Source organism: Peribacillus sp. NPDC097197, from assembly GCF_050278025.1.
In the GTDB taxonomy this organism is placed as follows: domain Bacteria; phylum Bacillota; class Bacilli; order Bacillales; family DSM-1321; genus Peribacillus.
The window spans coordinates 91,401-103,564 of sequence record NZ_JBNNST010000011.1 but is presented as its reverse complement, the minus strand read 5'-3'; the positions used below and the strand labels follow the sequence as shown (position 1 = coordinate 103,564).

10 protein-coding genes are annotated in these 12,164 nt (G+C 39.7%); 5 read left to right on the top strand and 5 right to left on the bottom strand.

Annotated elements, in window-relative coordinates:
- The first annotated feature begins 21 nt into the window (after positions 1 to 21).
- The gene (gene mutL, locus ACQKL6_RS15265) at positions 22 to 1,971 is read left to right on the top strand and encodes a DNA mismatch repair endonuclease MutL (RefSeq protein WP_427651437.1); all 1,950 of its coding nucleotides are present in this window, start codon (positions 22 to 24) and stop codon (positions 1,969 to 1,971) included.
- A gap of 93 nt (positions 1,972 to 2,064) precedes the next feature.
- A complete protein-coding gene (locus tag ACQKL6_RS15260) occupies positions 2,065 to 2,529 on the top strand; it encodes a GNAT family N-acetyltransferase (protein WP_403123131.1) in 465 nt (154 codons plus the stop codon).
- Between the two features lie 112 nt (positions 2,530 to 2,641).
- Here ACQKL6_RS15260 and ACQKL6_RS15255 read toward each other — a convergent pair whose 3' ends face one another.
- From ACQKL6_RS15255 to ACQKL6_RS15245, 3 genes are all read right to left on the bottom strand, one after another.
- The gene (locus ACQKL6_RS15255) at positions 2,642 to 2,860 is read right to left on the bottom strand and encodes a DUF3006 domain-containing protein (RefSeq protein WP_403123129.1); all 219 of its coding nucleotides are present in this window, start codon (positions 2,858 to 2,860) and stop codon (positions 2,642 to 2,644) included.
- Positions 2,861 to 3,700, bottom strand: a complete 840-nt coding sequence (locus tag ACQKL6_RS15250; protein WP_402990814.1) for a ComEC/Rec2 family competence protein — start codon at positions 3,698 to 3,700, stop codon at positions 2,861 to 2,863.
- Between the two features lie 201 nt (positions 3,701 to 3,901).
- Positions 3,902 to 4,522 (bottom strand): cupin domain-containing protein, encoded by a 621-nt coding sequence (locus ACQKL6_RS15245; RefSeq protein WP_402868490.1) that lies wholly within the window; start codon positions 4,520 to 4,522, stop codon positions 3,902 to 3,904.
- Positions 4,523 to 4,781: 259 nt separating this feature from the next.
- On the opposite strand from ACQKL6_RS15245, the gene ACQKL6_RS15240 reads away from it, so the two are divergent.
- Both ACQKL6_RS15240 and ACQKL6_RS15235 read left to right on the top strand, forming a co-directional pair.
- Positions 4,782 to 6,674, top strand: coding sequence for an OPT family oligopeptide transporter (locus tag ACQKL6_RS15240; RefSeq protein WP_427651436.1), 1,893 nt, complete (start codon positions 4,782 to 4,784; stop codon positions 6,672 to 6,674).
- The gene (locus tag ACQKL6_RS15235) at positions 6,664 to 7,026 is read left to right on the top strand and encodes a PqqD family protein (RefSeq protein ID WP_427651434.1); all 363 of its coding nucleotides are present in this window, start codon (positions 6,664 to 6,666) and stop codon (positions 7,024 to 7,026) included. The genes ACQKL6_RS15240 and ACQKL6_RS15235 overlap by 11 nt, the downstream gene beginning before the upstream one ends.
- A 474-nt stretch (positions 7,027 to 7,500) precedes the next feature.
- Here the strand turns inward: ACQKL6_RS15235 and ACQKL6_RS15230 are convergent, their stop codons facing one another.
- The gene (locus ACQKL6_RS15230; RefSeq protein ID WP_402875257.1) at positions 7,501 to 8,682 is read right to left on the bottom strand and encodes an NAD(P)/FAD-dependent oxidoreductase; all 1,182 of its coding nucleotides are present in this window, start codon (positions 8,680 to 8,682) and stop codon (positions 7,501 to 7,503) included.
- A 43-nt stretch (positions 8,683 to 8,725) separates the two neighbouring features.
- Entirely contained in the window at positions 8,726 to 9,169 is a 444-nt protein-coding gene (locus ACQKL6_RS15225) for a DUF1641 domain-containing protein (RefSeq protein WP_402875259.1), read from the bottom strand.
- 1,157 nt (positions 9,170 to 10,326) lie between these two features.
- Between ACQKL6_RS15225 and ACQKL6_RS15220 the strand changes: the two genes are divergently transcribed.
- Positions 10,327 to 11,943, top strand: a complete 1,617-nt coding sequence (locus tag ACQKL6_RS15220) for a thiamine pyrophosphate-binding protein (RefSeq protein WP_402875262.1) — start codon at positions 10,327 to 10,329, stop codon at positions 11,941 to 11,943.
- Positions 11,944 to 12,164 lie beyond the last annotated feature (221 nt).

Below are 12,164 nucleotides of genomic sequence, written 5' to 3'. Positions count from 1 at the left end.
AATTGAAGCGAGGCGATAAAAGTGGGGAAAATCATACAGCTAGACGAGTCTTTATCGAATAAAATAGCAGCTGGCGAAGTGGTTGAACGTCCTGCCTCAGTCGTGAAGGAGCTAGTGGAGAACGCCATAGATGCCAACAGTACCATCATTGAAATTGAATTGGTGGAGGCCGGACTTGGGTCCATCAGGATCATAGACAATGGAGATGGAATGACGGCCGACGATGTAGAAGCGGCGTTTAAACGTCATGCCACAAGTAAAATAAAAGATGAAAATGACTTGTTTCGGATTCGGACGCTCGGGTTCCGTGGTGAAGCCATGCCAAGTATCGCATCAGTTTCCCATTTTGAAATGAAAAGCAGCACGGGAGAGGGGCCAGGAACCCGAATTCTGCTTGAAGGGGGGATCATTCGTGAATTGGAGGCTTCATCAAGCCGAAAAGGGACGGATATCACGGTCTCCGAGCTTTTCTATAATACACCGGCACGATTGAAGTATTTAAAAACGATTCATACGGAGCTAGGAAACATTACGGATGTCACGAACAGGCTGGCTTTGTCACACCCTGACGTTTCGATAAGCCTTACGCATAATGAGAAGCGTATTTTGCATACAAATGGTAATGGAGATGTCCGGCAAGTACTGGCCGCAATCTACGGAATGAATATCGCCAAAAAGATGATTCCGATAGAGACGAGGTCTTTGGACTTCACTATAACCGGATATATCGTAATGCCCGAGGTCACCCGTGCCTCCAGAAATTACATTTCGACGATGATTAACGGTAGATTTATAAAAAACTATGTTCTTGTTAAGGCAATCCTGGAGGGATACCACACACTTCTTCCTATTGGACGTTTCCCAATTGCTTTGTTGAATATTGAAATGGATCCAATCTTGGTCGATGTTAATGTACATCCGTCCAAATTAGAGGTGCGACTTAGTAAGGAACAAGAGTTATATGCCTTAGTATCGGAAACGATTAAATCAGCTTTCAAGAAACTTTCCTTGATTCCAAGCGGTTTCACGCCGTCACAAAAGAAAGAGGAGCCTAAAAGCGAGCAGACGTCTCTCAGCTTAGACCATGTCGTAGAAAGAGGAAGGCAAGTTCTTGAAGAAGCAAAAAAAGAAGCATCCCTACTAAAGAATACCTTGATACGAGAAAAACAACAGCAAGAAGTTCCAATGGAATCTATCGATGATAACCAGGATATTGATACCATGCATGAATTAATATATAGCAGTGAAGATGGAATGCAAATGGGAGAGGCCTCTATCCCTGTCATACCTCCAGAAGAAAAAAGGTCCTTGTTCGAATCCGCTGAAGGGTATACAACATATACAGTCGAAGAGGATGAGGAAGAAATAGAGGAGGAAGATGCTTCAAGCCGCATACCTCCTATGTATCCAATTGGACAAATGCATGGCACCTATATTTTCGCCCAAAACGAAAAAGGTTTGTATATCATCGATCAGCATGCTGCACAGGAACGGATTAAATATGAATATTTCAAAGAAAAGGTTGGTCGTGTCGAAAATGAGCTACAGGATATGCTCGTTCCGATCACGTTAGAATTTTCGACCGATCAATCAATTCGAATCAATGAATACAAGGATGAGCTAGAAAAGGTCGGCGTCTTTTTAGAGGAATTCGGTTACAATTCCTTTATCGTCCGGTCCCATCCACAATGGTTCCCTAAAGGAATTGAACAGGAAATCCTTGAAGACATGATTGAACAATTATTGTCGATGAAAAAGGTGGACATAAAAAAACTGCGTGAAGCGGCGGCCATCATGATGAGCTGCAAAGCCTCCATTAAAGCCAACCGCCACCTCCGTAACGATGAAATACAAGCCCTTCTTGATGAATTAAGGAGAACAACCGATCCATTCACCTGTCCGCATGGAAGACCCATCATCATCTCCTATTCAATTTACGAAATGGAAAAGATGTTTAAAAGGGTGATGTGAAAATGAAAAGAGAACCCCTTGTTTTATTAAGGGGTTCTCTTTGGGATAGGTACCAACATAATACGTAATATGTATGCTAAGGGAGGAGTTTCTTTGCATTTTGAACCGATTGATGTAACGAAGCATAGAACATTCATTATTCGATTTCGTAGGGACTCTTTCGTCATAAGCTTTGGTTCTGATAAGGATCTTGGAAACGTAGAGGAATATCTGGATTGGGTAAAAATAAAATCGAACCGATATCCAGGTGGATTTGTCTTGGTTATGGAAGATGATGTGCCCATCGGTCAACTTGAACTTACAATTAAAGAATATAAGGGTAGTAAAGTAGGCTACGTAAATCTTTATTATCTCATTCCTGAAAAACGTGGAATGGGGTTAGGGAAGGAACTTCACCGATATGCTCTTCATTTCTTTAAAAAATATGGGGTAAAGGAATATCATCTACGCGTTTCTCCTACTAATAGAAACGCATTGTCTTTTTATCGTAAAAATGGAATGCAGGAAGTAGGGTTTGAATTAGAGGGAAAAGTGATAAGAATGAAAGGGAACGTGTAAGTTAAAAAATATACCTCCAGGGTAAGTTCATGTTTCTCAGCTAGTTCATTATTATTAAGGTAAAAGATGTAGAAAAAATCCCCTTCTCATTTTGAGAAGGGGATAGTCGTAGTCAATCTTCAAACAACTCATCCATCAAGTCATCAATTTCTTTTTTCAACTTTCTTGTTCCTTCTTTGGAGACAGTAATTGTATCACCATCGATAATCAGCATATCTCCGACCTTGGCCCCTTTTGGAAGGGAGCTTTTCGGAAAATCCTTCATATCGCCACCATCGATTTCCACGACAGCTATTTTACCTTCAAAGCGATCAATTATTCCTTGCTTCATTTATTTCACCGTCTTTACAGTAAGTTTCGTACCTGTAGAAGTAAAAATAATGTTTCCAGATTTGTCTGTACGATAGATTTTAGCTTTTATGGAATTCAAGCGTTTTACAACGGTAGAAGTAGGATGCCCATAGCTATTTTTTCCTACACTTATTATAGCGTATTTTGGTTTTGCTTTCTTAATAAAAGCTGAACTAGAAGATGTTTTTGCCCCGTGGTGCCCAACTTTAAGGACATCCACGCTTGGTACTACCTTTTTGGCAAGCATGTCTTTTTCGGATTTTTCTTCAGCATCGCCAGTGAACAAGAACGATTTTTTATTGTGTTTAAGTAAAAGGACGGCACTCCAGTTATTTAAGTCCGTCTTATAGTCCTTGACTGGAGCAAGGAATTTCAATGACGTATTCTTTGCCTTCGTCGTGATAACTATCCCGGTCTTGGCTTTCTTGATTTTTAGCCCTTTTTTCTTAACCGCTTTTAAAAAGTCTGTGTAAGCTTGTGTGCTATGAGCAACTTTCGGTGCGTACACAGCTTTGACTTTCAGATTATTGATTACATAGGCCAGTCCACCGATATGATCGGCATCCGGATGCGTCGAGACAACCGCATTCAACGTTTTTACCTTTTGTTTTTTCAGATAGGCAACGACATCATCGCCTTTTCCTTTTCCACCAGCATCAATTAAAATGTTTTCATTACCGGTTTGAATCAGGATGGAATCGCCTTGGCCCACATTGATAAAGTGTACCTTCACATTGGAAGCAGCAGCTTCAGTTGACTGGATTCCAGTAAATAAAGTTAAACATAGAACAGCCACTAATATTACTTTAAGTTTTTTCATCATTATATCACCCTAGCATATCTTATCATGGTTATTAAGAGAAAAGTGAGATAATAAATATTTTAAAATAGTATTTTTTCATTCGTATAGATATTTATCTGTTATTTTATGCATGAATTAATTAAAATATACCATTAATATAAATATAAGGATAATATTTTAGTTATTTATGGGATTTTATATTATTTTATTAAAATAATACTAATAATATGGTAAAGCTGATGGATTTTGATTGTAGTATGGGCTACCGTACCATTGGTTTAGATAGTGCCATGATTGATTGGAATGATTATTCCCATTTCTGTTATAGGTTACGGGTGGGCCAATGAAAGTCGAGGGCTGAACGGGTGACACCGTTTTTTTCCATTGGTTTTCATCTATGGAATAAGTGTGGGCCATGATATCCGCTGGCGTTAATTTCAAGATATCCGATCCAAGAATGACTTCAGGGATAGGTGCATTAAAAATAGCAAGTAAATGTGTTTGGTCCATGGTAGCCACTTCATAATGCCACCAGCCTTGTGGGACGTTCGCTACTTGGCCGGGAGTAATGGGGTAGTTCTGAATGAGCTTTGTATATGGATTCAGAATGGATACTGTAGCGGCCCCGGAGATGCAATAAACTAGCTCAGCTGCATTTTGATGGTAATGAGGTTCGATGATATTATTGGCACTTAAGAATATATCGAGTAAAGAAGTATTCTCCAGGGTGTTCAACTGTGAAATGCCCAATACATTTATATAGTTCAGATTATCTTTTTTTACTAAAGTACTTTTATTTACATCGAAGGTAAATAGAGTCGAAGGTGATGCATAATCCATAGGTATCCTTCCTTTACGATAGTGTTGGTTTGAGCAGGATATGTGGTTTACCATCAGAATGTGCAAATGCCCATGATAAAGATTGTAGTTAGAAACCAAAGTCTTTCAAAATAATATTCTTATAAAATATCATTTAACTGAATTTTCCCTATTGTCTTATTTAAGAATAAGCAGAATTTTCCCATTGCATGAATAGAAATTACAGTGATATAATAATTCCTGTGTTTTTAAAGTTAAAAAGATATAGGAAGTGTCTAAATTGTCTAACAATTCGAAAGAGAGCAAATTCGTCCCGTACGTTTCTGCTTCGAAATCTTTACCCGAATTAACTGTCACTGCAATTATTCTAGGTATAATTCTTGCCATCGTTTTTGGAGCAGCTAATGCATATTTAGGTCTCCTTATTGGATTGACGGTTTCCGCATCTATACCCGCGGCGGTAATTTCAATGGCAATCCTGAGAGGGATTTTTCGACGAGATTCCATCTTAGAAAACAACATTGTGCAAACGATGACAACAGCAGGTGAGGCCATTGGGGCCGGAGCCGTTTTTACTATCCCAGCATTATTTATGTGGGGGATGGATGTTAGTCAAGCGTTAATCCTATTCATTGTTTTAACTGGTGGATTCCTTGGGGTCTTCATGATGGTCCCCCTTCGTCAGCTTTTAATAGTAAGGGAGCACGAAACATTACCTTATCCTGAGGGTACGGCATGTGCCGAGGTATTGAAATCAGGAGAAAAAGGCGGTTCTAGCGCTAAATTAATCGGAGTCGGTTTAGTAATCGGTGGTGTGGTTAAAGCGCTTGGAGATGGATTCAAGCTATTTAAAACGGAAGTGGAAACAGGCATCACTGGTTTTAAAAATGCAGTAGTCGGCCTTGATGCATTTCCTTCCCTATTGGGTGTCGGGTATATCATCGGTCCACGTGTTGCGGGTCAAATGATCGGTGGGGGTCTATTGGCTTGGGTCGTCCTTATACCGGCCATTAGCTTCTTTGGTAGTGGTAGCTCAACACCTATATTCCCGTCAGAAGTTCCTATCGGTGAACTGGATGCTTGGGGAATTTGGGATAATTATATTCGGTACATCGGAGCTGGAGCAGTTGCGACTGGGGGCTTAATCACACTGATTAAGACATTGCCCACTCTATTCAGTTCTGCTTTTGCAACGCTGAGAGGCGTGCAAGCGAATAAAGGTCAGCTTAAAGCCGGGCTAATTCGTACTGAAAAAGACATTCCTGCTAAATTCGTGTGGTTAGGGATGCTTATTGTTCTTTTGATCATTGCCTTTGCACCTGTAACGGAAGTAGGTATCATAGGCGCAGTTGCAATCGGTATTTTTGGTTTCTTATTCGTTACGGTCGCTTCAAGGATTGTTGGGATTGTAGGAAGCTCTTCATCCCCTACATCTGGGATGACCATTGCGACACTACTAATTGTAGCGCTTATTTATAAGGCAACAGGCTTCACTGGCATGGATGGCATGATAGCTGTAGTAACGGTTGCTGCAATCGTTTGTACGGCACTTGCAGTGTCAGGTGACGTTTCTCAAGATTTGAAAACAGGTTATATTGTCGGTGGTACGCCATGGAAACAACAAGTTGCGATGATGATTGGTGTCGTTGCATCTGCAGCTGTCATTGGCTTTACCTTAGTGTTAATGGATAATGCTTATACAATGGGTTCTGCAGAACTTCCTGCACCTAAAGCGGCCTTGATGAAAATTCTTGCTGAAGGTGTTCTTGGAGGAGACTTACCTTGGACCCTTATCTTCATCGGAACGGCGATTGCCATTACTCTAGAGTTCTTCGGTTTGAATTCACTTAGTGTGGCAGTTGGGATTTACTTGCCAGTTCATACGAGTGCGCCAATCATGATCGGTGGATTTGTACGTTACTTCGTTGAACGTTTTGCTAAATCTAAAGAAGCACGTAAAGCAAGAGTAGATAGAGGAACATTGTTCGCGTCCGGTTTAATCGCCGGTGAATCATTGATTGGAGTGCTTATTGCAGTCTTAATTGCAGTGGGAGTAAAAGTTCCAGCCGTAGCGGTGATAGCGAGCAACCTAATACCATTCTTACTTTTCCTTGCTTTAGCTGGAGTACTTTGGTTTGTATCTAGCAAAAGGAATAAAGAAGATGTTTCGTAAAAAGCAAAAATCAAAGAGGAACCTGTTAACTATGGTTCCTCTTTTGGAAAGTCGTGTCACCCTAGAAATGGATTCTTCTTCGGACTTAGGATTTTTGATTATCCAGAGAACTAACTTCATCGAGAGACTGACGATTCGTTTCTTGAAGCAAAGGGCATTTCGTAAAATCAAGCTAGATAAGTTTGGGAGATTTGCCATTGAACAAATGGCATATCGCAAGAATGTTCAAGCGATTTCGGAAGCGATTATTGAACACTTTGGGGAAGAAGCCGAACCGGCCTTACCACGACTTGTGAAATTTTTTGAAATCCTTGAAGTTCATGAATGGATCATTTGGGAAGAAGAAAAATAAAAAACAAGCTGAAGCATGCAAATCGCGCTTCAGCTTGTTTTTTTGCTTTTTCATGAATGAGGGGTAGCGAAATCAATAGCTAAAGGTAATTCGAAAAAATTTCTTAATAACGGCAGAGAGTAGGTTGTAGGGCTGATCGTCATGTTTGGTATTTGTAAAAGGAGCATATTCTGTAAATGTTAACGTATATGATTTCATTCTTGATGGGTTTGTATGGGAAATGTAACAGGGACGCTAAAGAGGGTGACACCAGGCCTGAATTTAAGGTCCGGCAAAAATGCCCTCAGTCTATACTTATTGTATTGCCTTGCCATACTACGGAGGAGGGGACCATGTTCTATCATTTATTAATTCGTCAATAGATTCCTAATCTATCAATTGGTGGAATTGAAAAATCCAGTTTCCGTCTAAGGACAGAAACTGGATTTTTCTCAGCGTCTACTTATTTACAAATGATTAAGTTCAGTGTTGAACTTAATAGACCAAATTGTAAAGCGCTTTGATATGAGTAAGATAACGGATGTTACTAGCTTCCTTCATTAAAGTGGCAGGTAAGCCTTTAAGTTCAGTGTTGTTAGCCCCAACTGTTGCTACACCATCTTTACGACCTAAGCTGGCAAGTGTTCCAGAATTGATAGGTGCGAATTTTTCTAGTGTTTTACCTTCAAATGCTGCATATAGGTTGTAACCGACTAGTTCGCCCATTTGCCAAGCGTTTTGTGCGGTTGGTGCGTATGGACGTCCACCTTCTGGAGGGAAGGCAACGGCACTATCGCCAACAACGAATACGTCATTATGAGACTTGGATTGAAGATATTCATTGACAGTTGCTTTACCACGGTCCACTTCAAGACCTGATTCCCCAACGATAGGAAGAGCAGCGACCCCACCAGTCCAAACAAGTGTATTAGCCGTGATGGTTTGTCCATCTTTCAATTCGATAACATTGCCTTTGACACCTGTTACAGGAAGGCTAGTTAAGAATTCGACCCCACGTTTTTGTAGACTTGTCATTGCGCGTTCAATTAATGAATCCGGTAATACAGGAAGAATCTTTGGACCAGCCTCGATAAGCTTGATTTTCAAGTCTTTGTAGTCTACGCCAAATTGTTTTGCAATTTTAGGGAAATGATCTACGATTTCACCGATTAATTCAACGCCAGTTAATCCACCGCCGCCGATTACAATCGTTGCGTCCGCTTCATTTTTCGTAATGGAATATTCACGAATGCGATCTTCGATATGTTTGTAAACTTTGTTTGCATCATGTACAGATTTTAATACCATGCTGTTTTCTTCAAGTCCTGGAATGCCGAAGAATCCTGTTTGGCTTCCTAAAGCAACAACTAAAGCATCGTAAGTTAGAGTAGAACCATTAGCAAGTTTAACTTGTTTTTTATCCACTGAGAAAGATTCAGCTTTGGAAATGACAAGGTCGATGTCTTTTCCTTTGAAAAGTTTTTCTAACGGAATGGCAACAGCTTGTTCAGAAACTGATCCTCCTGCTAGACGATGAAGTTCTGTGATAATTTGGTGTGTTGGGTATTGGTTAACCACTGTAACTTGTGCTTCATCTTTATTTAAGTATTTTCGAACCGTTAATGCAGATAGTAATCCGCCGTATCCTGCACCTAAGATGACGATATGTTTTGACATTTGTTAATCCCCCGTCCTAACTGGTTGAATGATAATAATAGAATTAGTTTTGGTTCTTACGTTCTGCAGAGATTTCAAGGAACGCACTTGCGAAACGGAAAAGTTTTTGCGCTTGTGGATCTTTCATCATACGTAGTAAACCGAAAAGACCAATGACTTCCGTACTTTCTTCAGCCCGGTCCTTTGCTTCGATTGCATTCGCAGCAAGGCCCTTTACAGAAGATACAACTGGTGTTGCCATTTCTGAAATAGCACTGACTGTATCATTTTTCAATACTTCATCAGTTGCAACAGATTGAGCAAAATCATATGACTTTGTCAAAATATTAACCAATTCCGTTAATTTTGGTAATTGTTCTACTAAATTATTCAGTGATTGTTGAACCTCAGGGTTTAAAAGTTGATCTAGGATATCTCTTTGTTCCTGGCTTGCAGAGATATTAAGTGTTTCGTTTTCAGGTTTTGATTTTGAGACTACATCTGCCATATCTATTTCCCCTTTGCGTTGAACTTAATTTGCTAATTAGGATGCAAAGTCACATTACTATCGAAGTCAGAAACTATAACTTTGAAAATCTCTTTAAAAAGTTATCGCTACTAGAGGCCCATACTGATATGTAGTTCCTTTGATAGAACCTATTAACTTACTGAACTCACGTGTCTCTATCCTAACACTCCTAATCATACGTCTACCGACTGTTAATTTCAAATAGTTTTTTACAATATGAATATAACTTAAAGTTATTATTTATGTTCGTGTAAGCCAGGGGACATTTTTCGTGGTATCATCGGGAAACTTGAATATCTTCTATATTCTCCATTTTTATGGTTTTTTTGAGAATTCACCTTAGAAATAGGCTTCATTCCTATAAAATACCTATAATTTTCTTACTTTTTTGTATTTCTTTTAGTTTTTACGAATAAACTCTCTAAAATCAGGGTATAAGATATTACTTGTATTGGAGATGATGCCTTTGATCAAACGTCGATTATTAAAAGTTCATGGAGAAATGATTCAGATTTCCTCCAGATATTCTAAAAAGCATAACAAATGGAATTGTACGGCCAAACTTCCCAATAGTTCGCTTATCGCATATTGTCGAGATAAAAACAGGATACGTGCAGAAACTGTGTCCATGAGTAGGTTAATAATTACTTATGATGATTATAAAATCATATAATCAGGATGAACGTACTTTATAAATAGTAAAAGGGCACTCAATCATTTTTGATTGGGTGCCCTGGCCTGCCCTTTTTAATTAACGCTTTATCTTGTAATTCCTTAAATGTTCATTTCCATCATGAAATGATGTTGTTTTTCCATACATAATACAAGCGGGGATCACTGGATAAAAAATACATGGCTATCTTTCGTATATCCTCAATATTAATTATTTCATGCATTATCAGTATCCTTTTTTTAAAAAATATTTTGTATGTTGCTATAGTGATATACGTAATAGAAAGATGATGAGAAATCCATACAAGTATAAAAGCTATCTGTTAATGCTCAGATGGCTTTTTTGATAGAACTAACTATAAAAAAAATAAAATTCAATACATTTGTTTAAAAGAAAGGAGATTAGTGTAAAAAATAATAGGATAAATTAACGCAAGTAATAAAAACGAGAGGGTTGAAGGATTTTGGAGCATTCTAAGAATACAGTTGCCGAGTTAATCATTCAACAATTACAACTCATGAATGTGAAAAGAATTTATGGAGTGGTGGGAGATACGATAATTGGACTGATTGATGCACTGTCGAATCAAGAAAATATTAAATTCATTGCTGTTAAGCATGAATCGGTAGCCGCTTTAATGGCTTCGGCGGAGGCCAAGTTAACAGGGGGATTGGGTGTGTGTACCGCGACCATGGGACCTGGGGTCACTAATTTGCTTAATGGACTTGGTGATGCCTATTCCGATAAAGCACCGGTGTTGGCCATAACAGGGCAGGCTCCGAGTGATAAAATAGGAACGGATTTTCAACAATATGTGAATCAACAGGAACTTGTGAAGCCGTTTGCTTCTTATAGTGTGAATTTGACCAGCCCGGATGCCATTATTGAAGTGATGCACAAAGCGGCCCAAAAATCGCTTGGCCAGAGAGGGGTTACTCACCTTTCCATACCCAAGGATTTTTTCGATAAAAAAACGGAAGTGCGACCAAGGCGTTTACCTTTACTTGTTAAAAGTACTTCCTCGCTGGAAGAAGAAAGCAAGAATCGGATTCTTGAGGTAATGAAAACAGCGAGACAACCTATGATACTGGCTGGAGCCGGTGCCCGTGGTGCTTCAGAAGCGATTGAGATGCTTGCGGATACGTGGGGTGCTGCCATTCTTACTAGCCTTGGGGGTAAGGGCGCTTTCGAGGCAAACTCTCCAAATCTTTTACAAGGCATCGGGGAAGGCGGCAATCCATATGCGAAGAGCGCCTTCCTGGAGGCTGACGTCGTATTGCTTGCCGGTGTTACTTGGTGGCCCGAAGGATATGTGCCAACCGATGCGAAGATTATACAGATAGACAGTAATTTTGACAAGATCGAAAAAAGCATACCCGTAGAAATCGGTATTAAAGGTAATACTGAAGAGGTTATTCCTCAATTGAATCTTGGATTAAAAGGGCACAACAAGAATGATGAGTGGGTCGGTCGTTGCCGGGAAGTGAAAGAATTATGGTCAGCGCAATTGGAACAGGAAGGCAATAGCGAAGGTTCTCCTATACACCCAGCAAGGATTATTCGAGCGATTGAAAGGACGATAGATCCAGATGCGATCCTGGCAATCGATACTGGGGATGTAACTGTTTGGACGAATAGAATCTTGCGCCAACAAAACCAAAGGGTTCTATTTTCAGGATATTGGAGAACGATGGGGTTTGGTCTTCCAGCTGCAATGGCTGCCAAATTAGCCGAACCGGAAAAACAAGTAGTAGCCGTTGTCGGTGACGGAGGCCTTCAGATGACACTTGCTGACTTACTGACAGCCAAACGATACGGCATTAAGATTACCATCTTCGTACTCAATAATGAATCACTACAAATGGAACGGGATAAAATTAAAGCTGAGGGAGGGGATGAAGTGGGCGTGGGTCTGACAAATCCTGATTTCGTAAAGGTAGCAGAAGCCTGTGGATGGAAGGGTGTGCATGTCGAAGAGGATAACTCCTTGGAAGCATCCATCACAGAAGCTTTGCAGTCAGAGTTACCCGCTTTAGTCGATATCCGTACAGCTCAAATCTTTTTCCCTGAAACAGAATGAAAGGACAATTACGTACAGGGAAAATATATAGTGGAAGGAAGTTAGTAAAAAGAGGCATTTGACCAATGGGTTAAGTGCTTCTTTTTTTGCCAAATATATATAGAAAGGACCCATTAAAAGGTACTGTATCAAAAATAAATGATTCACGCTTCCTACTGAATTACCCCCTTCTTTAAAATGACCTTTGACAAAAAGAAGAGAAAGGGTTAAATTCTAATAAT